Below are 20,684 nucleotides of genomic sequence, written 5' to 3' on the forward strand. Positions count from 1 at the left end.
GGAACGGGGCGTGATGTGTAGCCCGAACGACGTGACGAGGAAGGACGAATTATGCGAGCGATGATGTCTTACGACTGGATGGAGACGATGCGCGTCACCAGCCAATGGATGGGTGCATCGGCGCAGGCCATGGGCTCTTATCCGGTGAACGGTCTCGCGCCGAACCCGTACTTCCAGATGCTGTCCGCTTGGGGCGACGTGACAGAGCGCAGCTTCAGCCGGATGGTCGTCAAGCCCGACTGGGGCATAGAAGCCATCGTCGCCGAGGATGGGCGCGACCATATCGTGACGCCGGAAGTCGATCTGGAACAGGATTTCGGAGACCTCGTGCGTTTTCGCGTTCAGGGTCGCCCAGAGAAGAAACGAAAGATCCTGCTGGCCGCGCCGATGTCAGGCCACTACGCGACACTCCTGCGTTCGACCGTGCAGTCGCTGCTGCCCGACGCCGAAGTGTGGATCACCGACTGGAAGAACGCCCGCGACATTCCCGTCTCGGCCGGAAAGTTTGATGTTGAAGATTACACCAAGTATCTGGTGTCCTTCATGCAGCATCTTGGCCCCGACACCAACCTCGTCGCTGTTTGCCAGCCTGTTCCGCTTGCGCTGGTCGCGACCGGATGGCTTGCGCAGAACGATCCTGACAGCCAGCCCGCATCGCTTACCCTGATCGGCGGCCCGGTCGATCCCGACGCCGCCGCGACCGATGTGACGGACTTCGGCCGCCGCGTGACGATGGGTCAGCTGGAACGCGCCGTTATTCAGCGCGTCGGGTTCAAGTACGCCGGTGCAGGACGGATGGTTTATCCGGGATTGCTGCAGTTGGCGTCCTTCATTTCGATGAACGCCGAGACCCACGCAAAGTCTTTCTCGGAACAGATCATGCGTGCCGCCAAGGGCGAAGCGGGCGACCACGACCGTCACAACAAATTCTACGACGAATATCTGGCTGTCATGGACATGACGGCAGAGTTCTATCTTTCGACGGTCGAGCGCATCTTCAAGGATCGTGAGATCGCGCATAACGCATTTCACATCGACGGTACCGCCGTCGACATGACGAAAATCACAAGCGTGCCGACGATGATCGTAGAGGGCGAGAACGATGATATCTCCGCCCCCGGACAATGCATCGCTGCGCTGGACATCTTGACCGAGTTGCCGAAGGACAAGACCCGCGCGCACCTGGAGCCGGGAGCCGGTCATTACGGCATCTTCGCAGGCAAAAGCTGGCGCAACAACATTCGGCCGCTTGTGCTGGAGTTCATCGACCAAGCCGCGCAAGGCGGGTCCGTTGCGACACCTGCGAACGATAAGAAAGCGCCGGGCCGACGCAAGAATCTGAAGACGGGTACGGATGGAGATGGCCCCATGCCCGTTTGAAGCGGGTGAACTCGGGGCAGCAGGCTTCCGAAGCTTCCTTGCGGTCAGTCCATGAAGACGGAACGCACTTGGCGGTTGCCGCCAAGTCGCGCCAACCATTGGCGCAATGTCTCGACTTTCTCCATCTTGCGTGCTTCCTCTACCAAGGCCGCTGCATGCCGTATCAGCTACGGCACATATCTAATCCTCGGTCCGAAGCCGAAAAGGCGAGTGCTTCGAAAGATCAGGGCGCCGACAGGCGCGACATCCAGCCAAGGATCAAGTCCGTCACCGGATCGGTCAGTGCGGGACTTAAGATATCACCCGCAAGCACGTGGTTCGAGGGGTCGACCCCCTCGCCCGCGCCGAATTCGACGAACTCTTTCGCCCCGCCCCACAGCGCCATGCCATTGCGTGTCGCTTCGGGTTTCACGACCGTGTCCGCGCTGGAATAAATGACCAAGGCGGGCTGGTCCGCGCGTCCCAAGTCAGCGCTTTGCAGACGATCCACGCTGGCCTGCATCGGGATCGCCGCGATGGTCGGATAGCGTTCCGTCCAGAACTCGGCCTGCCGTTCGTTATGCGGTTCCCATGACCGGGTCTCTCCCGCCAACACGGGCACCCAGGTTTCGGCGAACGGCCAGGTTAGCAAGAAAGCCGCCGGGTTTTGCGGGGCAAAGTTGGGCGAGATCAGCACAACGGCATCAATGGCTTCCGCGGTGGCAGGATCGCTGGCCGCGATCGCTGTCATCGTCCCACCGGTCGAGGTTCCGATGACCAGCACCCGATCACCAATGCGCTGTGCTATGGCCAGTGCCTCGGCCGTATCGCGCGCCCAAGCGTCGGCGGTTGCTTCGGCCATTGCCGCACTGTCGCGCGCGTGGCCGGTATAGCGGGTATAGAACAGGTTGGCTTGCAGGCCCTCGGCGACGCGTTCGGGCACGGGGCGGATCTCTTCGGAACTGGCCGAAAAGCCGTGCAGATAGACCACCGCCCAATCCGTCGTGCCCCCCGCCTCGCCTGCCCAGACGATCCGCTTTTCGGTGCCCGGCACGATATCGTCGTACGCGGCTTCCTGCTCGGACAGCCAAGCGTTGAGATCATCGCCAAGCGCCACATCTGACGGGGCGGGCATCGCCGACATGGTCGCGCGCGGCCCGAAGACCCACAGCGCGCCGAGCACAAGCGCGATGAAAATCGCCCACCTTACGACACGCATGTCAGCACCTCTTCTATCGCCGTCTCGATCAGCGACAGACACGCAGGGTCAGAAAAGCGATGATCGGCGCCTTTTACCAGCGTCAGCCGCACATCGCCTTTTAGATGATCCAACAGCCGCAGCGCCGTCTCGCGGCTCACGTCGGCATCTTCTGTGCCCTGCAATAGGCGGACCGGGCCAAACGCCGCCACGGGATCGCGCAGCACCAAGTGGTTGCGCCCATCCTCGATCAGGCGGCGCGTGATGATGTAGGGATCGCCATACTCCGACGGCAGCGCCACGCGGCCCTCGGACTTCAAGGTCGCCCGCTGGTCTCCGTCGAAACCAGCCCACATGGAATCTTCGGTGAAATCCGGCGCCGCCGCGATGCCGACCAATCCGGCCACACGCGCCACGCGCCGCTGCACCAGCAGGGATATCCAACCGCCCATGGACGACCCGACAAGCACCACCGGCCCCTCGGTCAGCGTCTCGATCGCGGCCACCGCGTCTTCGGTCCAATCGCCGATGGCGCCATCCTCGAACGCGCCAGAGCTTTCGCCGTGGCCCGAGTAGTCGAACCGCAGGAACGCTTGGCCACGGGCTTTTGCCCACGTCTCTAGATGCACCGCCTTGGTGCCGCCCATATCGGACTTGAACCCGCCCAGAAAGACGATCCACGGCCCCTGCCCCGGCGTCTTGTGGTAGGCGATCCGGCGGCCCTGCTGCGTATCGAGAAACTTCATACCTCAACGTCCCTGCCTTATTCCACTTCGTCAAGCCGCAACGCGACCACCGCCGCCAGCGCCGACATGCCGGCAAACAACGCCAGCGTGACCCAGGCCCCCGCTAGTGACGCCAGCGCGCCGAACACGCCCGAGCCTAGAAGCACTACGCCAATCACTGTATTCGACACCGCCGTGTAGGCCGAGCGTTGGCCGTCAGGCGCCATGTCCACCAAGTAGGTCGACCGCCCTTGCCGGACGCCGTGGTAGGCGATCATTAGGATGAACAGTGTCAGCGGCAGCGCCCACCATGTATCCGCAACGCCCACCGCCGCCAGAAGAAGCGCCAACGCCAGCGCCAACGCGCCCAGCACACCGCAGGCCATCAGCACCTTGCGGGACGAGCGGTCCGCTAAGCGCCCCCAGACGTAGGACGACAGGAACGACGCCGCCGAGGATGCCAGCAAAAGCGCACCCAGCCGATCGAAGGTGCCGCCATTTGCACCCAGCAGGATCAGGTATGGCGGCGCAAGGGCGGTCGCGGTCAGCAGGCCGCGCACCCAGATGAACAGGCGCAATTGCGGATCGTCGCGCAACAACCCCAGTTGCGCCCATGGCGTGCCGTGCGCCTCGCCCGGATCAGCTTCTTCCTGCAGGGTCGAGAAGATCGCCCCCGCCACGACCCATAGAACAGCGGCAAGGCCCAACGCCGCGATCACCAGCCCGAGCCGCTGCCCGCCGCCGATTACCAGAAATAGCGCGAAGGTAATCACGCCGATGCTTGCGGCACTGGCTGCGAACCCCGTCGCCGACCCGCGGCGAGAGGCACCGACGGTCTTGCCCAGCACATCCTTGTAGCTGACCGAACAGACCGACCGCGCCAACGCCAGCACCGCCAGCAGAACACAGATCGCGATACCGGCCGCGTTCCCGTCCAGCGTCAGCGCCGCCAGAACGATCCCCCCGCAGGCCAGCCCCTGCGCCACTGATCCACCGGCCCATGCCCATTTGCGCCGGCCCATCGCCTGTATCCGCGGAGCGGTCAGCAATTGCGGCAACAGCGCCAACGACTCGCGGATCGGCACCAGAAGTCCGACGAACACCGACGCCGCGCCCAGATGAGCGACCAACCACGACAGCACCAGCTTGGGCGACAGCAAGCCGTCCGCAAGCTTCGACATCGAGAGGGCCCCCGCGTGCCGCAGGAACGATCCGGCCTCGTGCGTTGCCGCAGCGTCGCTTAATCCGCCCTGCCCCGACGTATCGTCGGTCAGTGCCTCAAACACCGTTTCCTCGAAACTTGTCTCGCTCATCTCGAACCCTCCAGCGGCGCATCACATAGCGCTCGCGGTGCGATTTGTCTGCCCAAGTTCACTATCCGCACCAACAGGTGACTATATTGACACCTTTATAATATGTGATCTATGGGTCACCTATGGATCAAGTCTTTAAAGCTCTGGCAGACCCGACGCGTCGCGCCCTTCTCGACACGCTGCGCAATCGCGACGGACAAACCCTGACCCAGCTGTGCCGCAGCGCAGAAATGACCCGCTTCGGCGTCATGAAGCACCTGGCACAGCTGGAAGAGGCAGGGCTTGTGATCCCCATAAAGAAGGGTCGCTTCAAGCATCACTATCTGAATGCGGCGCCACTCCAGCAGGCCATCGACCAGTACATCGACCCCTATCGAAAGCCCGCTGCCCGCGGGCTTCTGGACTTGAAGGCGAACCTTGAAATGGAGGCCGAAATGGCAAACGATACCCCTGATTTCGTGATGTCTACCTACATCGCCTGCTCGCGTGATGCGCTGTGGGACGCCCTGACCGACCCGGTAAAGATGGGCCGCTATCACTTCATGGCCGAACGCGTAGAGGTCGAGGGCGACGCCCACGTCTTCTACTTGCCGGGCGGCAACAGGATGCTGACCAACCGGACAATCCTGGCCGAGCCAAAATCGCGACTGGAAGCCACCTTCGAGCCACACTGGGAAGAGGTCGCTCCATCACGCCAGGTCTTTCTGATCGCCACCGAGGGGAGCCACTGTCGCCTTACGGTCGAGCACTACGGGCTGACCCACGCCGTCGTTCCGGGCGCAGGCGTCGCAGATGGCTGGGCGCGCTGGGCCGCGGGTCTCAAGACCTTCCTTGAAACCGGCGAGACCGCGCGCTTCGCTCATGCGGAGGAATCCGCATGACCCCGACTCTTTTCTGGCTGGCCATGGTCGGCTTTCTGGCGGCATCGCTCTGGATACCGCAGGTGGTCGGCGTAAACATCACGCCCGTCACCTATCCACCAGACAACCGCCCGCCATCGCCCACCGATCTGGTCCCGTGGGTCCACAGGGCCTTCCGTGCCCATCAGAACCTGCTGGAGCAGGCGATGCCGTTCGGCCTTCTGACGATCATCGCGCATCTTGCGGATGCGACGGGCCCCGCCACGGCCTTGATCGCAGCGGTCTTCTTCGCGCTCAGGTTGGCCCACGCCGCTTGGATGATCTCTGGCCGCACTGTCCTGCCGACGCGCCCGATCATCTTCACCGCCGGTTGGCTATGCTGCATGGCAATGGGAGTCCTTGCGCTGATGGGCTGATGTCTCCACCCCCACCGCTCCGAAAATGCACATGTCGACCGGCCCGCCCCAAGCGCGCCGGTTGACACCGCCTCCCCCCTCGGTCACATCCGCGAAACCAGTACTTGCAACCGGGCGTTCCGTGGGCGCCGAACCGACGAGGAGGCCCACGATGGCCCAGATCTCCCTGACCTTTCCCGATGGCAACGCACGCGACTATGACGCAGGCATCACGCCCGCAGAAGTTGCGGCCTCGATTTCCAAGTCATTGGCGAAGAAAGCGATCTCTGCCTCCGTCGATGGACGTCACCACGACTTGCAATGGCCTATCGATGCCGACGCGAAGATCGCCATTCACACCATGGACGACGACGCCCCCGCGCATGAGCTGATCCGCCACGACCTGGCGCATATCATGGCCCGCGCCGTGCAGCAGATTTGGCCCGACGTGAAGGTCACCATCGGCCCCGTCATCAACAACGGCTGGTACTACGATTTCGACCGGGCAGAGCCCTTCACCCCCGAAGACCTCGGCCGGATCGAGAAGGTGATGAAAGAGATCATCGCCGCCCGCGATCCCGTCCGTACCGAAGTCTGGGAGCGCGACCGCGCCATCGCCCATTACGAGGCGCAGGGAGAGCCCTACAAGCTCGAGCTGATCGACAGCATTCCCGGCGATGAGCCGTTGCGGATGTACTGGCACGGCGACTGGCAGGACCTGTGCCGCGGGCCGCACCTGCAGCATACCGGCCAGGTGCCCGCCGACGCCTTCAAACTGATGAACGTCGCCGGGGCCTATTGGCGCGGCGATAGCTCGCGACAGATGTTGCAACGCATCTACGGCGTCGCCTTCAAGAACAAGAAGGCGCTGGATGCCCACCTGCACATGCTGGAGGAAGCCGAAAAGCGCGACCACCGACGGCTGGGCCGCGAGATGGACCTGTTCCACATGCAGCCCGAAGCCCCCGGTCAGGTCTTCTGGCATCCCAACGGCTGGAGCATCTACGTCGCCCTGCAAGACTACATGCGCCGCGCCCAACGCCGCGCCGGATATGTCGAGGTGAACACACCGCAGGTCGTGGACCGCAAGCTGTGGGAAGAGTCCGGCCATTGGGACAAGTACCAAGAGCATATGTTCATCGTCGAAGTCGACGAGGATCACGCGCGCGAAAAGGCGGTCAATGCACTCAAGCCCATGAACTGCCCCTGTCATGTGCAGGTCTATAATCAGGGTCTGAAGTCCTACCGCGACCTGCCCCTGCGCATGGCCGAATTCGGATCGTGCAACCGCTATGAGCCGTCCGGCGCGCTGCACGGTATCATGCGCGTGCGCGGCTTCACCCAAGACGACGCCCATATCTTCTGCGAAGAAGGCGACATCGAGGCCGAAACCAAGTCTTTCATCGCCATGCTCGCCGCGATCTACAAGGATCTGGGCTTCGAGCAGTTCCGCGTGAAGTTCTCTGACCGGCCAGAGATGCGCTCCGGGTCTGACGACGTTTGGGACAAGGCCGAGACCGCCCTACGCCAGGCCACCGAAAGCGCGGGCTACGACTTCGAGCTGAACCCCGGCGAAGGCGCCTTCTACGGCCCCAAGCTGGAGTTCGTTCTGACCGACGCGATCGGTCGCGACTGGCAGTGCGGCACCCTACAAGTGGACTTCGTGCTGCCCGAGCGGCTGGACGCCACCTTCATCGGCGCTGACGGGGCCAAGCACCGCCCGGTCATGCTGCACCGCGCGATCCTTGGCAGCTTCGAGCGGTTCATCGGCATGCTGATCGAAAACTACGAGGGCAAGTTCCCCCTCTGGCTCGCCCCCTGCCAGGTGGTCGTGGCGACCATCGTCTCAGACGCCGATGACTACGCAGCCGAGGTGGTCGAAACGCTGCGCAACGCCGGTCTGCGGGTGGAAATCGACGCGCGGAACGAAAAGATCAACTACAAGGTGCGCGAGCACAGCCACGGCAAGGTGCCCGCTATTATAGCCGTTGGCGCCCGCGAAGTCGAGGAGCGCACTGTGTCCATGCGTCGTCTGGGTGAGAAGCATCAGAAGGTTATGTCACTGGACGAAGCCGTTCAGGCTCTGAAGTCAGAGGCGACACCGCCGGACCAACGCTGACCCCAAACATTTCACCCCGTCACGACCGCGCCATTCACGGCGCTGTCAGTGGCCAGCGGCCTGCCCTGCCGCTTGGGTGGGACGGCCGGGCAGGCGTCGACCTCATGCGGCGCTTGCCCGGCCACGATCCGGGCCCCGAGTAACGTGATGCACACTCGGGCGCGGGGCCCGGATCACGACCTAGCCGATCAACTTGGACTGCACGTCGGCGGTCCAGCCAAGATACAGACCGCCCATGTCATCCTCGATCACCGGGCGTTTCATCACAGACGGATGCGCGACGATCAGTGGGACGGCCTCGTCGTCGCGCTCGGCATCCGACAATTCGCGCCACGTGGTCGAGCGGCGGTTGACCAGTTCTTCACCGAACGCGTCGTGGAAACGTTCAACCACCCCCTGCGGCACGCCATCGGCGCGCAGGTCGATGAACTCAACCTCATGCCCCGCATCGCGCAGGGATTTCAGCGCCTTGCGGCAGGTATCGCAGGTCTTCAGCCCGAAAAGTCGCATTCCACGGGGCCTCCTTCATCCAAAGTTCACTTGATTTGTCGCGCGCTTTCGCTTCACGATATCTCCTGTCCTGCCGCCCTTGGGCCTATTTGCGGGGCGCAGTGCAGACCACCGCGGCAGCGCGGTACGATAAGGAGACATGGCATGCCGACCGGCACCGTCAAATGGTTCAACACCACCAAAGGATATGGATTCATCGCACCAGAGGGCGGCGGCAGTGATGTGTTCGTGCACATTTCAGCGGTCGAGCGGGCGGGCCTGACCGGCCTCTCGGACAATCAGAAGGTCCAGTATGAGCTGATTTCGGGCCGGGATGGGCGCGATTCGGCGGGGGATTTGCAGCCCCTGTAGCGCAAAGGGCCCGCACCGGGTCAGGTGCGGGCCACGGCTGTGTCAGTCGATGCCTTTGCCCAGCGGGATGTAACTATCGTTGCCTTTCAAGGGGATAGCGGCACGGCGTGGGGCGTGGCGGACGACGCGCTTCGGAACGTGGCGGCGAACGACCGGGTGGCTAATGGCCTGTTGGTAGGTGATGTGCTGGTTCGGGGTGCCGCAGCAGATCGTGCCGTCCACCGTCACCGGCTGCAGACCGGCGGGGCAGTAGTTTTCGTGCGTCGGGTAAGCGTAGACGTTGGGCGTATACATCTCGGCCAGTGCGGGACCGGCGAAGGCCGTCAGTGCGGCGGCGGCGATGGTCGTGCGGATCATGGGCGTCCCTCCGGGGGGTTGGTGACATCAACTTGGCGTTACGTTAGGCAGCGGACCGCCCCCGGTCAATTCCGCGTGCAGCATCCGTACCGCAGACGTGCAGCTTGAGTGCAGCCGATGTACGCCGCGCGCCCCGCGGATGTGCACCGCGCGTCAGGCGGATGTCGGGCCAGCGTCGGGCCGATGTACAGCCGCGCGTCCCGACAGGGGTTCAGGTGAATCGCATCGTCAGCCAGACCCCGGCCCAAGCCGTGCCGCCGGTCAGGATCGCGCCCCATGCGGTGTCGGTCACGACCATCTGCCACGACCAGTCCTTCATCACGGCCATCGAGGTGAACTCGTAGGTGCCATAGGCCATCGCGCCCAGCACCGCGCCCTGGATCAGCGCCTGCATGGGGTCGCCCGCGCGCAGCGCCGGGAGGGATACGAGGTAGATCAGCCCCGCGACATAGGCGAGGTAGAACCCCGCCGCCGCCCCCAGCAGGGGCGAGTCCCGCATGGCGTCGCCCAGATGGCTTTGGAACAGGGGCTTCATGACAAGGGTGAGGACGACGGCGTCGATCACCAGAAAGAGCGTGGCGGTGATGAGGTAGAGGAGGATCATGGCGAGGCCCCTGCGTTGTGCTGCACATGATCTAGCCTGCCTCACGTCCACGGCCATCGCGCAGTTCAGAGGGCAGCCCCCGACCGCGGGTGGGGGTGAAGCCCCCGCCGTCGTGCCGCAGGCACGCCTTTGGCGTGACGGGGGCGGTCGGGAGCTGCCCGGCGATGCCGGGCAACGAAGGGAACCGATGGAGTTTTAACTACCTCCACCTTTCTGAACTTTTGCAGTAAGGCTTATCCATTTGGGGGAGAGGAGTGCCCATATTTCGTTCCACGTAATAAGCATCACCTAAAATCCAGTGGTACAAATTCCTGTAGCGAAGAGAAGGGTGAATTTTCAAACCTACACCACCTTTGACGCCGCGCGAACTCTCCGGAAATAATGGAACAATTTTTTCGAAATGTTTATCTGCATACCCTGAAGAATGCGAGACCTTTGAAGTTGTTATAGAAACAACCAAATCCGCGAGCTGCAAGATTCTAGATCGCGACGCCTCTTGAGAAAATGGCGCCTGCGCAAGGTTTTGAAACTTCACGAAAGCGGTCCCAGATTCTTTGAGTTCAACGCACTCACATAAGAATTTATCTGCTTCTTTGTGTCCGCCGCCTGGCCGGGAAACTACGACGAGCCCACTCTCTTTCCCCAAATAGGTGCTGAATCGCTCTAAAGCCAGAAGTGTTGCGTCCATCTCGTGATTAGAAGCCTCATCAGTTGCCATACTGAGCGTCGGATCACATATAGCAACTAATGTTTGGCAATCATGCTGTGCCGCAATATCTAAAAACTTTCCGTAGAGGTCTTGTCGTTGCTCTCCTGATAAATTTTTTCGTAGCCAAGACTTTTTCGTTGGCGACCATTTTACATTCTCGCGTGATGGAATCTGATAGTCTTGACTTGCGCATAATTCTTGTAGCTCATTCTCGAGACTACAAACAGCGTCTGCGTCGACTACAACGCCTCCAACAGATACTAAGTCGTTCATTTTCTCACGTGGATGTGGAGATGCGGAGACTTTAGAATCGTCTGCGAAGAATACCTTCACCCAATCACCCCCATCACTTCACTCCATTCCCGCTTCGTCAGGCCGCTGGTCTCCTGTGTGACCTCTTCCCCGGCGAGCATCCTTCGCACCACCTGCACTGCCGTGGCCGAGAGTTGCGCGCCGCCGAGGCGGTATTCCTCGAACGCGGCATAGGCCAAGGGCACCCAGTCCTTGACGATCCGGCACATGGCGTCGGCGTAGACGCGGATCTCGTATTGGGCGTGGGGGTCGGCGCGCAGGCGCAGGAAGTGGAAGAGGTTGTGCAGGTCCACCTTCCAGTACCATTGCGTGTAGATGTTCGCGGGCAGGTTCATGCGGGCGAGTTCGCGGGCCAGGCCCTGTTGGCCATCGTCGGACAGCATCGCCTCGTAGTGATCATAGGCGCGGTTGGAATCGCCCCGCAGCATGTCCAGCACGCGCTGCGCCTCTGCCCCTTCCAGCACGGCCCCCCTGCCCTGATTGTTCTGCGACGACTGCGCGGCCAGATGTTCGGGCGCGGGGATGTAGAATTCGCGGTCCAGCACCGAATAGCGGGCAGAGTATTCGTTCACGTTCGCCGTGCGGTGGCGAATCCACTGGCGGGCGACGAAGACCGGCAGCTTTACGTGCAACTTGATCTCGCACATCTCGAACGGGGTCGAGTGCCAGTGGCGCATGAGGTAGCGGATCAGCCCCTCGTCATTGCTGACCGCCTTGGTCCCGCGCCCGTAGCTGACGCGGGCGGCCTGACAGATCGCGGCGTCGTCGCCCATGTAGTCGATGACGCGCACGAGGCCGTGATCCAGCACTTCATGCGCGGTATAGAGGTGCTGCTCCATCCCTGGGCTTGTGGCACGGCGGGTGGTCGCGGTCTGGGCGCGCTGGTCCTCGATCTCGGCCAGTTGTTCGGGGGTCAGGGGCATGACGCGTCCTTCGGGCTTGGGAATCGGCTGGTGGCAACTTGCCGGGGGCCGCGGGGAAGCGCCACCGCTTTACGCCCACGGCCCCGGCGCTAGGTGCCTGACGGACACAGAAATGGAGGCCGCAATGGCGATCGAATACCTGCACACGATGGTGCGCGCGAAGGATCTGGACGCGACGATGGCGTTCTTCGAAATGCTGGGGCTGCAAGAGCGTCAGCGCAAGGAAAGCGAAGAGGGCCGCTTTACGCTGGTCTTCATGTGCCCGCCCGACCAGAACGATGGGCGCGCGGATGTGGAAATCACCTATAACTGGGATGGCGACGACAAGCTGCCCGACGACAGCCGCCACTTCGGGCACCTCGCCTATCGCGTGGACGATATCTACGACATGTGCGCCAAGCTGCAGGACGCGGGCGTGACGATCAACCGCCCCCCGCGCGATGGTCATATGGCGTTCGTGCGCTCGCCTGATAACATCTCGGTCGAGTTGTTGCAGCGGGGCGACGCGAAGGAGCCGGCAGAACCGTGGTCGTCGATGGAAAACACCGGACACTGGTAAGGCTGGCGGCGCTCGCGTGGCTTCTCTGCGCGGGCGCGGCCTCGGCGCAGTGCCGGCTGGCGCTGGTGCTGGGGCTCGACATTTCCTCTTCCGTGGATGCGGAGGAGGATGCGTTGCAGCGGCAGGGGCTGGCGCGAGCGTTGGTGGCGCCGGAAGTGATCCGGGCCGCGTTGGCGCTGCCGGACGAGCCTGTGGCCCTGGCCGTGTTCGAATGGTCGGGGCGCTGGCAGCAGGACATGATCCTGGACTGGGTGCTGTTGCGGGATGAAACGACCATTCGCGCGGCGGCGGGGGTTATCGCCGGTTCGACGCGGTCGTATGCCGACTTCCCGACAGCGGCGGGCTATGCGCTTGGCTACGCGACCCAAGTGTTTCAGTCCGCCCCGCCCTGCCTGTTCCGCACGCTGGATATCTCTGGCGACGGGATCAGCAACGAGGGGTTTCCACCGACGCTGGCGTACCGTGAGTTTCCGTTCGACGACATTACGGTCAACGGCTTGCCGATCACCGGCCATGACGACGCTGTTGTGACCTTTTACCGAGACCAGATGATACATGGCCCGGGCGCATTCCTAGAGATTGCGGACGGGTTCGAGGATTTCGAACGCGCGATGCGGCGCAAGCTGGAGCGTGAGATGGGCGTGTTGAGCCTGGGCGCGCTGGAATGAAACGGCTTCTCGCGGCGCTGTACCTGTCAGCCGGTTTGGCGCAAGCGGAGTGTCGGCAGGCTTTGGCGCTGGGGCTGGATATTTCGGGGTCGGTGGATGCGGCCGAGTATCGGCTTCAGTTGGATGGTTTGGCGACCGCACTGGACAGTGAAGCGGTGCGCGATGCTTTGTTCGCGATGCCGGGCACATGGGTGGAACTGGCGGTTTTCGAATGGTCCGGGCCGGGGGATGTTCGGTTGACGGTGCCTGTTACCCCAGTGGCGGGGCCGGACGCACTGGATCGGGTGATCTTCGCGCTGAAATCAGCAGAGCGCCCTTCTGGCGATCCCTCTACGGCGCTGGGTGCGGCGATGCGGTATGGCGCGGCGCTTCTGGCCGGTCAAAACTGCTGGCGACGCACGCTCGACATTTCCGGCGATGGCCGGGCGAACACCGGGCCGCGCCCGCGGTCGGTTCGATCCGAGCTTGGCGATATCACCGTCAATGCGCTGGCCATCGGGGCCGATGACGCACAGGGCGGCGACCGGCGGGCCGTGGGTATTGCCGAGTTATCCGCCTATTTCCGGGCCGAAGTGATCCATGGGCCGGGGGCCTTCGTCGAGACGGCGCTTGGCTTTCAGGATTACGCTCGCGCGATGGAGCGCAAGCTGGTCCGTGAATTGGCCGTCGTCGTTATCGGGCGTCAGTAGATGTAGCGGATCTGGTCGCCCCAGTAGCGCTCGACGCGGCGCAGGGTCGAATTGATCGTCATGATCTGATCCAGATCGAGCACGTTCTTCTGCTGCATCCCCTGCGCGTGACGGGCGAACAGGCGGGCGACGTTCTGGTGCACTTCCCGCCCCGTGTCCGTCAGGCTGACACGCACGGCGCGGCGATCAATTTCGCAGCGTTTGTGGTGCATGAAACCCATTTCGACCAGCTTCTTCAGATTGTAGGACACATTCGAGCCCTGGTAGTAGCCACGCGTCTTCAGCTCGCCTGCGGTCACTTCCTTGTCGCCGATGTTGAATAGCAAAAGGGCCTGGACTGGATTGACCTCCAGCGTGCCGACGCGTTCGAATTCGTCCTTCACCACATCGAGCAAAAGCCGATGCAGTCGTTCGACAAGCGACAGGCTGTCCAAATATTCGGCGGCGAAACTGCGATCCGCCGCCGTTGTCGTATCGGTAAGCATGTTCATGGCACTCTCCGCCCCAAATCTTTCAGACAGAGCGGTTCTGGCGCATAAACCCTAAGAATTCGTCAAATACGCCCGGTTCTTAGACGAATTGAACGATCTTTTGTGACGGCGGCGATATCGGCGATCAGCGCTGCATAGTCATCGGGCGCATCCTCTTGCCCCGACACCCAGCGATACAGAAGCTGATCGTTCTCGCTCAGCATCGTCTCGTAGTGGTGCAAGGCCTCGGCATCCATGTCGCCCAGACGCTCATCCGCGAAGGTCGACAGGATCAGATCCATCTCTTTGATGCCCCGCCGCATGGATCGCATACGCAGTCGGCGGCGAGCGGTTTCAAGTGTATCTTCGGTCATACGGCGGCCTGTCGCAGGCGCTTTTCCAAGACGGCCAAACGCTCTGATGCGCGGTGAATTTCGCCGCTGAGCTTGCGCATGTCCCGCAGAATGTCGCCGACGCCTTCGGGCAGTTCGTCGTCGGACGGGGTTGGCAGATCGTCGCCTTCCCCGGTCAAAAGCCAGCGCAGCGTGACGTTCAGGATGCCGGCCATGATGCTTAGGCGGTTGGCGCGCGGCTCTGCCTTATCGTTCTCCCACGCTTCGATCGTGGTCAGCTTGACGCCCAGCTTCTGCGCCAGGTCCTTTTGCGTCATCTTCGCGGCCTCGCGTGCCGCAGCGAGGCGATCACCGAAGGTTGCGGTTTCTTCGGAATACCAATCATCGGCGCTGATATCGCTCATGGGGGGCTCCTCTTGTCTGACTGTTGGGCGGACCTTAAGACGGCAGCGGGCGCATGGCTACATCAGCGCGACCATCCCGCGACACTGTGCGACACCGAAAGGGAACGAAATGGCCGCCGAACTTCCCGGATACTTTTTTCGTACGCGCGAAAATGGGGCATTCGTCTTCAAGGTCGAGCAGGAAACGCGTCTGCGCCGGATCGAGATGGACCAGATCGCCGTCGTCAACATCCGCAACGGTGAGATCAAGCCCCACGGCGACCGGGTTCTGGACGACGAGGATGTGGCGGCGATCCGGGACTGGATGGAGGCCCGTCGCGCGGTCATCGCAGAGCGCGTGATCGACGATATCCGCCGCACCGTCGATCACCTGAACCAAGTGTCGCACTGGATACAGTCGAAGGCCTCGGACGACGAAGTCGACGCCGTGACCGACGATCTGCTGCTGTCCATGCACGATCTTCGACAGGTGCTGGTGCGCCGCCGGGCCGAGCGTATCCAGAAGTCTGGCTAGGCCTAGTTCATCGCCGCGCCGGGCGTGTGGAAGGTCAGGCTGGCCCAGAGCGTTTCCCACTGCGGAGCAAAATCCGGGTTCAGATCGTCCGCAGGTTCCCGGAAGACCACCGAGTCGAGCAGGTATTCCGTGTCTGGAGCGACGTCGATCGTCGCCACGCCATCGGCGTTCGTGCGCGTGGTGGTGATCGTCACTTCGTCGGTCGCGTTGCGGGCAAAGATCTCGACCTGCTCATCCGCGCGGGGTGCGCCGTCATAGAGCACGCGGATATCGAAGCCGTCCGACAGATCGCCGGTGTACGGGTTTTCCAGCGCGACGATCTCTGTCGTCAGCCCGTACTCCTGATCCTGCCCTGCGCCCTCGCCGACCGCTACCAGAGACTTGCCGTAGCGCGAATAGACTTCGCGCACGCCGTCGGCCTCTTCGTACTGCGCGCGGTGGGTGTCCAGAACACCCGCGCCGTCCTTGTGATCGACGAAATCCTCGAACTTCTGCCACGTCTCCCATGTCAACTCATAGTCTCGGGTGACATGGATCAGCGTGGTCAGGCCCGGCTCTTCCACCGGCACCTGAACGGCGGGGCGGTCGCCGATCCGGCCCGGCACCGGCGCGGTCTCTCCGCCGGTGGTCAGATCGAAGCGGCGGAAGTTGGTGGGCAGGTACGCATAGGAAGAGCCTTCGAACTCTGTGCCGACCTTGATCGTCGCTTCCAGCGTGTCGCCGGGTGACAGCATGTAGCCCAGCGGCTCTATCCAGAACTCATGGGCACTGGACGGGGCAGCGAGGGCGCTAAATGACATGGCGACGCAGACAAACGGGAGTTTCAGCACGTGGCAATCCTTCAATCGAATTCCGGCAACAGGGTGACTTCGGGCCTTCGGGTGTCAAGCTTGACGGCTGTTCTGATCTGCGCCCTCGCGATGTTGTCATCTCCGACGAGCGCGCACGAAGTGCAGCCATCCGTCATGGACATCACGCTATCGCCCACGGCAGCCGACCTTGAGGTTGCCGCAACGGTCGAGCCGTTCCTGGCCGGGATCGACCTTGACGGGCTGAACGACACCAATGCCAGCGACCGCTCGGACGAAAATGACCGCCTGCGCGCACTACCGCCGGCAGAGTTGGAAGCCGCGTTCCGCGACGCTTGGCCCGATCTGCAATCAGAGATCGGCCTTCGCGTCGATGGGCAAGATATCCCGCTGGAACTAGGCGACGTTTCCGTGCCGGAGGTCGGCAACGTCGAGTTGCCCCGCACGACGACCTTCACCGCAACGGCGCAATTGCCCGAAGGCGACGCGCCGGTCGTCGTGACATGGGACAGCCGTCTTGGCGGCGTCGCGGTGCGTCAGCAGGGGTTGAAGCAAGAGGGCTACACAGCCTACCTCTCCTCTGGCGGTGAAACGGCGGAAATCCCGCGTGAGGGCGCACGCGACGAGAACTGGGCGCTGTCGTTGCTGACCTATATCCCCGTGGGCTTCGAGCATATCGTGCCGCTGGGACTGGATCACATCCTGTTCGTGCTGGGCCTGTTCTTCCTATCCACCCAGTTGCGCCCCCTGCTGTGGCAGGTCACGGCCTTCACTGCCGCACATACGGTCACCCTGGCGCTGGCCGCGCTTGGGATCGTGACCGTGCCAGCAGCCGTGGTCGAGCCGCTGATCGCGGCCTCGATCGTCTATGTCGGGGTCGAGAACGTGCTGTCGCGGGGGCTGTCGCCGTGGCGGCCCTTCATCGTGCTGTTGTTCGGTCTGCTGCACGGATTGGGCTTTGCGAGCGTTCTGGCCGAATACGGTCTGGGATCGCAGAACTTCGTGGCCAAGCTGATCGGCTTCAACCTGGGGGTCGAGATCGGGCAACTGGCAGTCATTGCGGTGGGATTCATCCTCGTCTTCGCAGCCATGCGCGAATTCGGGCGGGCCGCTGAGCAGCGGGGCCGCGCGGCGATCTATCTGGCGCTTGCGTTCATCGTGGTGCCCGCCGTCTTCGGCCTGTTCGCGACGTTCGGCATTACTCTGGACGGTGGTTTGCTGCCTCTGGCGGCCTTGGTCGCCGTGCTGCTGGGCCTGACCGGCGCGGCGCTGGCATCTGAGGGTGACGAAAGCTACCGCCAGAACGTCGCCAATCCGGCCTCTATCCTGATCGCGCTGGTCGGTGCGTATTGGTTCGTGGAACGCGTCTTCCTGTAGCGAAGCCAAGACGCAAAATGCCGGTCCCGTTTTAGCGGGACCGGCAGGCGGGATCGTGGGGAAACACGTTAGAAAGATCAGGCGGCGACGGTGACTTTCGCCGCTGACATCGGGGCCGCGACGGACGCCAACACATCGGCGAACTCATCGTCCTGCTGCGCCCGGTGAAGGGTCGCCGCCAGCATTCCAGCCTTGGACCCGCAGTCGAACCGCGTGCCGGAGAAGGCGAAACCGGCCAGACCCAGACGCGCGGCCCCGGCGGCTATGGCGTCGGTCAGTTGATATTCGCCGCCTGCACCGGGCTCTATCCGGTCGAGATCGGAGAAGATCGACCCATCCAGCACGTAGCGGCCAACGACGGCCTGGCGCGACGGAGCATCCGTCGCATCGGGCTTTTCGACCATGCCGCGGGCGCGGATGATCTGGCCATTGGTCTCGATGGGATCGAGGATACCGTAGGACGACACCTTATCGGACGCGACCTGCATGGAAGCGACCATGTGGCCCACACCGGCGGTTTGATAAGCATCGACCATTTCCTTGATGCAGCCTTTGCCAAGGATCAGGTCATCCGGCAGGATTACGGCAACCGCACCGGGCAGCGCGTGGGCGGCGGCGCAGTTGACGGCGTGGCCAAGGCCCAGCGGCTCGTCCTGCATGACGAAGACGATATCGTGCTCGCACTCGCTGAGCGCCGCCTCTTCCAGCTTGCGCGCGATCTGGTTCTTGCCTTTGCGGCGCAACTGGCGGGCCAGGTTGGCATCTTGGCGTACGTGCCGTTCGATCGACGCCTTCGAGGGGTGGGACACGAAGATGAAGCGTTCGATACCGGCGGCGCGCGCCTCGTCGATGGCGAACTGGATCAGCGGCGTGTCGATGACCGGCAACAGCTCTTTCGGGGTCGCCTTGGTGGCCGGCAGGAAACGGGTGCCAAGACCGGCGACCGGGAAAATTGCCGTGCGAACGGGCTGCGGAGCATGGGTGGCGCGGCTGGCTTGAGCGGAAATATCGAACATCATCTGCCTCCTTGATCGGGTGCGAGACTGGCTCGCTTGCGTTGTCGACAGGTATCAAGGGTAAACCGGGCGCGATTTAGGCAAATCAAAGGAATTTATTAACTACGATTGATCGTACGCCTTTCCGCATCTCCCCCTTGCCGTTGCCTCTAACACCCACAGGTTAGGCGCCATGGGATTGACCAAGACAGAAGCACGCGCGCTTTCGGCTGACGCCGAACCTTACCAACGCATCGCGGTGATCGGCAGCGGCTCGTGGGGGACGGCGCTGGCGTCGGTCGCACGGCGTGCGGGGCGCGAGGTCGTGATCTGGGGCCGTGATCCACAGACCATCGCCGCTATCCGCGATGATGGCCGCAACCCGAAATACCTTGGCGATGTCGCCTTGCCCGACGGGATCGAGGCCACGACGGACATGGCCGAGGCCCTGGAGCGGGCAGAGGCCGTGCTGATCGTCACGCCGTCGAAGACCTTGCGCGAGGTCTGCGCCAAGATGCGCCCGCATCTGCAGCCCGGCGTACCAGTTGCCCTATGCGCCAAAGGGATCGAGGCCAAGACAGGCCTTCTGCTGGGAGAGGTCGCCGCCAGCGAGTTGCCCGGCCACCCCATCGGCGCGCTGTCTGGCCCTACCTTCGCGCGTGAAACGGTTCTGGCGCACCCCACCGCCGCCACCGTGGCCTTCGATTTCACCTACCGGGACCGGCTGGAGCCGTCGCAGAGTCCAGCCGCGCGTCTGGCCCTGTCGATGTCGTCCGATAGTTTCCGGCCTTATATCTCCGACGATCTGGTGGGTGTAGAGATCGGCGGCGCAGTCAAGAACGTCATCGCCATCGCATGTGGCATGATGTCGGGCGCCGGTTTTGCCGAAAACACCCGCGCCGCCCTGATCACGCGCGGCATGGACGAGATGAAGACGCTGGCCGAGAACCTTGGCGGTCGCCGCGAAACGGTGACGGGCCTGTCGGGTGCGGGCGATCTGACGCTGACGTGTTCTTCCACCACCTCGCGTAACATGAGCCTTGGCACGCAGCTGGGCAGTGGCCTCAAAAGGTCCGAATGCTTCGACGGCAAGCCCGTCGTGGTTGAGGGCGAGGTCAATTCCATTTCCGTCATCGACTTGGCCGAGCGCATCGGTGTGACGCTGCCGATCTGTGCGGCGGTCCATGCGGTTCTGCACGACGGCGCAGATATCACGCAGACGTTCCGCGATCTGTGGTCCCAGCCCATCGAAGCCGAGCCCAAGGGCATGGCGATTCGCTTCCAGCATCCCTTCGGAGACCGCGCATGACCGAGACACTGCCAACAGACCGCGATATCGCCGGGTGCCGCTTCGTGCTGGCGACCGATCTTGACGGAACCTTCCTTGGCGGTAGCGAGGCCGATAGACAGGTCCTTTACGATTGGATCGAGGCGAACCGCGACACCGTCGGCCTGATCTTCGTGACCGGGCGCGACCCCGCCTTCATCGCCGAGCTGTGCGACGGTGGCGTTCCCTGGCCCGAATACGTCATCGGCGATGTGGGCACGACGATCGCAAAGGTCCACTCCGGCGATATCCGACCCATCGAGTCTTTGGAGAAGGACATCGCGGAGCTGTGGAACGACTCCGGCGACCGCGTCCGCGAGGCGCTTGACGGCGTGTCGGGCCTGACGCTTCAAGAGACCGAATTTCGCTATCGCGTCAGCTATCACCTTCGGCCCGACCTTCTGGACAAGGAAACCGTGCGGCAGGTCGAGGATATGGGGTTCGACTGGATCGCCTCTGACGGGAAGTACTTCGACGTGCTGCCCAAGGGTATCAGCAAAGGCCCGTCCTTGAAAAAGCTGGTGTCGCACCTGGCCATTTCGCCGAACGCCGTATTGGCGGCGGGCGATACGTTGAACGACCTGTCGATGCTGGAATGCGGATTGCCCGCCGTCGCAGTCGGCGGATCGGAAGACGCTTTGGTCGAACGCGTCGAACCCCTGCCCCACGTCTATATCGCGCAGGCGATCGGTGCCGCCGGTATTTCCGAGGCAATCGCCGCGCGCGATATGCACGACACACCACCCAACCACGACTGACGCCCAACCTCGCCACAAGGAAGCCC

25 protein-coding genes are annotated in these 20,684 nt (G+C 62.9%); 12 read left to right on the top strand and 13 right to left on the bottom strand.

The genetic code is table 11. The annotated features are described in order from the left end of the window. Positions 1-51 precede the first annotated feature (51 nt). Positions 52-1,380 (top strand): polyhydroxyalkanoate depolymerase, encoded by a 1,329-nt coding sequence (gene phaZ, locus FIU81_RS11695; RefSeq protein ID WP_124111306.1) that lies wholly within the window; start codon positions 52-54, stop codon positions 1,378-1,380. Between the two features lie 223 nt (positions 1,381-1,603). On the opposite strand, the gene FIU81_RS11700 is transcribed toward phaZ, so the two are convergent. The 3 genes from FIU81_RS11700 to FIU81_RS11710 are packed head-to-tail and all read right to left on the bottom strand — an operon-like array spanning position 1,604 to position 4,595. Continuing rightward, the gene (locus FIU81_RS11700) at positions 1,604-2,578 is read right to left on the bottom strand and encodes an alpha/beta hydrolase (RefSeq protein ID WP_124111305.1); all 975 of its coding nucleotides are present in this window, start codon (positions 2,576-2,578) and stop codon (positions 1,604-1,606) included. After that, complete coding sequence (locus FIU81_RS11705) at positions 2,566-3,303, bottom strand: alpha/beta hydrolase (RefSeq protein ID WP_124111304.1); 738 nt, start codon at positions 3,301-3,303, stop codon at positions 2,566-2,568. The genes FIU81_RS11700 and FIU81_RS11705 overlap by 13 nt, the downstream gene beginning before the upstream one ends. Positions 3,304-3,320: 17 nt before the next feature. After that, the gene (locus FIU81_RS11710) at positions 3,321-4,595 is read right to left on the bottom strand and encodes an MFS transporter (RefSeq protein ID WP_124111303.1); all 1,275 of its coding nucleotides are present in this window, start codon (positions 4,593-4,595) and stop codon (positions 3,321-3,323) included. Positions 4,596-4,717: 122 nt separating this feature from the next. Here FIU81_RS11710 and FIU81_RS11715 point away from each other — a divergent pair, with 122 nt between their 5' ends. From FIU81_RS11715 to thrS, 3 genes are all read left to right on the top strand, one after another. Further along, positions 4,718-5,476: an ArsR/SmtB family transcription factor gene (locus tag FIU81_RS11715; protein ID WP_124111302.1), complete on the top strand. Its 759-nt coding sequence runs from the start codon at positions 4,718-4,720 to the stop codon at positions 5,474-5,476. After that, a complete protein-coding gene (locus tag FIU81_RS11720) occupies positions 5,473-5,871 on the top strand; it encodes an MAPEG family protein (RefSeq protein ID WP_124111301.1) in 399 nt (132 codons plus the stop codon). Before FIU81_RS11715 ends, FIU81_RS11720 begins: the two co-directional genes overlap by 4 nt. Before the next feature lie 151 nt (positions 5,872-6,022). After that, positions 6,023-7,969, top strand: a complete 1,947-nt coding sequence (gene thrS / locus FIU81_RS11725) for a threonine--tRNA ligase (RefSeq protein ID WP_124111300.1) — start codon at positions 6,023-6,025, stop codon at positions 7,967-7,969. A 180-nt stretch (positions 7,970-8,149) separates the two neighbouring features. Here the strand turns inward: thrS and FIU81_RS11730 are convergent, their stop codons facing one another. Next, a complete protein-coding gene (locus tag FIU81_RS11730; RefSeq protein WP_124111299.1) occupies positions 8,150-8,479 on the bottom strand; it encodes an arsenate reductase family protein in 330 nt (109 codons plus the stop codon). A 144-nt stretch (positions 8,480-8,623) separates the two neighbouring features. Between FIU81_RS11730 and FIU81_RS11735 the strand changes: the two genes are divergently transcribed. Further along, positions 8,624-8,830: a cold-shock protein gene (locus FIU81_RS11735; RefSeq protein WP_124111298.1), complete on the top strand. Its 207-nt coding sequence runs from the start codon at positions 8,624-8,626 to the stop codon at positions 8,828-8,830. A 42-nt stretch (positions 8,831-8,872) separates the two neighbouring features. On the opposite strand, the gene FIU81_RS11740 is transcribed toward FIU81_RS11735, so the two are convergent. The 4 genes from FIU81_RS11740 to thyX all read right to left on the bottom strand — a co-directional run bounded on the left by FIU81_RS11740 (position 8,873) and on the right by thyX (position 11,735). Further along, positions 8,873-9,187 carry a hypothetical protein gene (locus FIU81_RS11740; RefSeq protein ID WP_124111297.1) on the bottom strand — a complete coding sequence of 105 codons (315 nt, stop codon included), beginning with the start codon at positions 9,185-9,187 and terminating at the stop codon, positions 8,873-8,875. 211 nt (positions 9,188-9,398) lie between these two features. Beyond that, complete coding sequence (locus FIU81_RS11745; RefSeq protein ID WP_254695907.1) at positions 9,399-9,791, bottom strand: DUF2177 family protein; 393 nt, start codon at positions 9,789-9,791, stop codon at positions 9,399-9,401. Between the two features lie 199 nt (positions 9,792-9,990). Beyond that, positions 9,991-10,833, bottom strand: coding sequence for a DUF3800 domain-containing protein (locus FIU81_RS11750; protein WP_124111295.1), 843 nt, complete (start codon positions 10,831-10,833; stop codon positions 9,991-9,993). Next, positions 10,830-11,735, bottom strand: a complete 906-nt coding sequence (thyX, locus tag FIU81_RS11755; RefSeq protein WP_124111294.1) for an FAD-dependent thymidylate synthase — start codon at positions 11,733-11,735, stop codon at positions 10,830-10,832. Before thyX ends, FIU81_RS11750 begins: the two co-directional genes overlap by 4 nt. Before the next feature lie 124 nt (positions 11,736-11,859). Here thyX and FIU81_RS11760 point away from each other — a divergent pair, with 124 nt between their 5' ends. From FIU81_RS11760 to FIU81_RS11770, 3 genes are read left to right on the top strand one after another with little or no spacing between them, the layout of a single operon-like run. Continuing rightward, on the top strand, positions 11,860-12,294 hold the full coding sequence (locus tag FIU81_RS11760) for a VOC family protein (RefSeq protein ID WP_124111355.1): 435 nt from the start codon (positions 11,860-11,862) through the stop codon (positions 12,292-12,294). Continuing rightward, a complete protein-coding gene (locus tag FIU81_RS11765; RefSeq protein WP_413816207.1) occupies positions 12,261-12,962 on the top strand; it encodes a DUF1194 domain-containing protein in 702 nt (233 codons plus the stop codon). The genes FIU81_RS11760 and FIU81_RS11765 overlap by 34 nt, the downstream gene beginning before the upstream one ends. Then, a complete protein-coding gene (locus FIU81_RS11770) occupies positions 12,959-13,651 on the top strand; it encodes a DUF1194 domain-containing protein (protein WP_124111293.1) in 693 nt (230 codons plus the stop codon). Before FIU81_RS11765 ends, FIU81_RS11770 begins: the two co-directional genes overlap by 4 nt. Here the strand turns inward: FIU81_RS11770 and FIU81_RS11775 are convergent. The 3 genes from FIU81_RS11775 to FIU81_RS11785 form a co-directional block, all read right to left on the bottom strand. Next, positions 13,645-14,142 (bottom strand): MarR family winged helix-turn-helix transcriptional regulator, encoded by a 498-nt coding sequence (locus tag FIU81_RS11775; RefSeq protein ID WP_124111292.1) that lies wholly within the window; start codon positions 14,140-14,142, stop codon positions 13,645-13,647. The genes FIU81_RS11770 and FIU81_RS11775 overlap by 7 nt on opposite strands. 62 nt (positions 14,143-14,204) lie before the next feature. Then, positions 14,205-14,444, bottom strand: coding sequence for a succinate dehydrogenase assembly factor 2 (locus tag FIU81_RS11780; RefSeq protein ID WP_413816208.1), 240 nt, complete (start codon positions 14,442-14,444; stop codon positions 14,205-14,207). 47 nt (positions 14,445-14,491) lie between these two features. After that, positions 14,492-14,878, bottom strand: a complete 387-nt coding sequence (locus tag FIU81_RS11785) for a helix-turn-helix domain-containing protein (protein ID WP_124111290.1) — start codon at positions 14,876-14,878, stop codon at positions 14,492-14,494. A gap of 109 nt (positions 14,879-14,987) precedes the next feature. On the opposite strand from FIU81_RS11785, the gene FIU81_RS11790 reads away from it, so the two are divergent. Then, entirely contained in the window at positions 14,988-15,392 is a 405-nt protein-coding gene (locus FIU81_RS11790) for a hypothetical protein (RefSeq protein WP_124111289.1), read from the top strand. Positions 15,393-15,394: 2 nt separating this feature from the next. On the opposite strand, the gene FIU81_RS11795 is transcribed toward FIU81_RS11790, so the two are convergent. After that, positions 15,395-16,222: a DUF4198 domain-containing protein gene (locus tag FIU81_RS11795; protein ID WP_254695908.1), complete on the bottom strand. Its 828-nt coding sequence runs from the start codon at positions 16,220-16,222 to the stop codon at positions 15,395-15,397. 135 nt (positions 16,223-16,357) lie between these two features. Between FIU81_RS11795 and FIU81_RS11800 the strand changes: the two genes are divergently transcribed. Next, positions 16,358-17,578 carry a HupE/UreJ family protein gene (locus FIU81_RS11800; protein WP_254695909.1) on the top strand — a complete coding sequence of 407 codons (1,221 nt, stop codon included), beginning with the start codon at positions 16,358-16,360 and terminating at the stop codon, positions 17,576-17,578. 77 nt (positions 17,579-17,655) lie between these two features. Here the strand turns inward: FIU81_RS11800 and FIU81_RS11805 are convergent, their stop codons facing one another. After that, on the bottom strand, positions 17,656-18,594 hold the full coding sequence (locus FIU81_RS11805; protein WP_124111288.1) for a UTP--glucose-1-phosphate uridylyltransferase: 939 nt from the start codon (positions 18,592-18,594) through the stop codon (positions 17,656-17,658). A 172-nt stretch (positions 18,595-18,766) separates the two neighbouring features. On the opposite strand from FIU81_RS11805, the gene FIU81_RS11810 reads away from it, so the two are divergent. Both FIU81_RS11810 and FIU81_RS11815 read left to right on the top strand, forming a co-directional pair. After that, positions 18,767-19,882, top strand: a complete 1,116-nt coding sequence (locus FIU81_RS11810; RefSeq protein ID WP_124111287.1) for an NAD(P)H-dependent glycerol-3-phosphate dehydrogenase — start codon at positions 18,767-18,769, stop codon at positions 19,880-19,882. Further along, entirely contained in the window at positions 19,879-20,658 is a 780-nt protein-coding gene (locus tag FIU81_RS11815) for an HAD-IIB family hydrolase (protein ID WP_124111286.1), read from the top strand. Before FIU81_RS11810 ends, FIU81_RS11815 begins: the two co-directional genes overlap by 4 nt. The last annotated feature ends 26 nt before the right edge of the window (positions 20,659-20,684 follow it).

Source organism: Palleronia sp. THAF1, assembly GCF_009363795.1.
GTDB lineage: Bacteria > Pseudomonadota > Alphaproteobacteria > Rhodobacterales > Rhodobacteraceae > Palleronia.

What these genes read in the sequence shown, in the direction of transcription:
- phaZ (WP_124111306.1), top strand. Translation starts at nt 52, where the DNA reads ATGCGAGCGATGATGTCTTACGACTGGATGGAGACGATGCGCGTCACC.
- FIU81_RS11700 (WP_124111305.1), bottom strand. Translation starts at nt 2,578, where the DNA reads ATGCGTGTCGTAAGGTGGGCGATTTTCATCGCGCTTGTGCTCGGCGCG.
- FIU81_RS11705 (WP_124111304.1), bottom strand. Translation starts at nt 3,303, where the DNA reads ATGAAGTTTCTCGATACGCAGCAGGGCCGCCGGATCGCCTACCACAAG.
- FIU81_RS11710 (WP_124111303.1), bottom strand. Translation starts at nt 4,595, where the DNA reads ATGAGCGAGACAAGTTTCGAGGAAACGGTGTTTGAGGCACTGACCGAC.
- FIU81_RS11715 (WP_124111302.1), top strand. Translation starts at nt 4,718, where the DNA reads ATGGATCAAGTCTTTAAAGCTCTGGCAGACCCGACGCGTCGCGCCCTT.
- FIU81_RS11720 (WP_124111301.1), top strand. Translation starts at nt 5,473, where the DNA reads ATGACCCCGACTCTTTTCTGGCTGGCCATGGTCGGCTTTCTGGCGGCA.
- thrS (WP_124111300.1), top strand. Translation starts at nt 6,023, where the DNA reads ATGGCCCAGATCTCCCTGACCTTTCCCGATGGCAACGCACGCGACTAT.
- FIU81_RS11730 (WP_124111299.1), bottom strand. Translation starts at nt 8,479, where the DNA reads ATGCGACTTTTCGGGCTGAAGACCTGCGATACCTGCCGCAAGGCGCTG.
- FIU81_RS11735 (WP_124111298.1), top strand. Translation starts at nt 8,624, where the DNA reads ATGCCGACCGGCACCGTCAAATGGTTCAACACCACCAAAGGATATGGA.
- FIU81_RS11740 (WP_124111297.1), bottom strand. Translation starts at nt 9,187, where the DNA reads ATGATCCGCACGACCATCGCCGCCGCCGCACTGACGGCCTTCGCCGGT.
- FIU81_RS11745 (WP_254695907.1), bottom strand. Translation starts at nt 9,791, where the DNA reads ATGATCCTCCTCTACCTCATCACCGCCACGCTCTTTCTGGTGATCGAC.
- thyX (WP_124111294.1), bottom strand. Translation starts at nt 11,735, where the DNA reads ATGCCCCTGACCCCCGAACAACTGGCCGAGATCGAGGACCAGCGCGCC.
- FIU81_RS11760 (WP_124111355.1), top strand. Translation starts at nt 11,860, where the DNA reads ATGGCGATCGAATACCTGCACACGATGGTGCGCGCGAAGGATCTGGAC.
- FIU81_RS11770 (WP_124111293.1), top strand. Translation starts at nt 12,959, where the DNA reads ATGAAACGGCTTCTCGCGGCGCTGTACCTGTCAGCCGGTTTGGCGCAA.
- FIU81_RS11775 (WP_124111292.1), bottom strand. Translation starts at nt 14,142, where the DNA reads ATGAACATGCTTACCGATACGACAACGGCGGCGGATCGCAGTTTCGCC.
- FIU81_RS11780 (WP_413816208.1), bottom strand. Translation starts at nt 14,444, where the DNA reads ATGCGGCGGGGCATCAAAGAGATGGATCTGATCCTGTCGACCTTCGCG.
- FIU81_RS11785 (WP_124111290.1), bottom strand. Translation starts at nt 14,878, where the DNA reads ATGAGCGATATCAGCGCCGATGATTGGTATTCCGAAGAAACCGCAACC.
- FIU81_RS11790 (WP_124111289.1), top strand. Translation starts at nt 14,988, where the DNA reads ATGGCCGCCGAACTTCCCGGATACTTTTTTCGTACGCGCGAAAATGGG.
- FIU81_RS11800 (WP_254695909.1), top strand. Translation starts at nt 16,358, where the DNA reads ATGGACATCACGCTATCGCCCACGGCAGCCGACCTTGAGGTTGCCGCA.
- FIU81_RS11805 (WP_124111288.1), bottom strand. Translation starts at nt 18,594, where the DNA reads ATGTTCGATATTTCCGCTCAAGCCAGCCGCGCCACCCATGCTCCGCAG.
- FIU81_RS11810 (WP_124111287.1), top strand. Translation starts at nt 18,767, where the DNA reads ATGGGATTGACCAAGACAGAAGCACGCGCGCTTTCGGCTGACGCCGAA.
- FIU81_RS11815 (WP_124111286.1), top strand. Translation starts at nt 19,879, where the DNA reads ATGACCGAGACACTGCCAACAGACCGCGATATCGCCGGGTGCCGCTTC.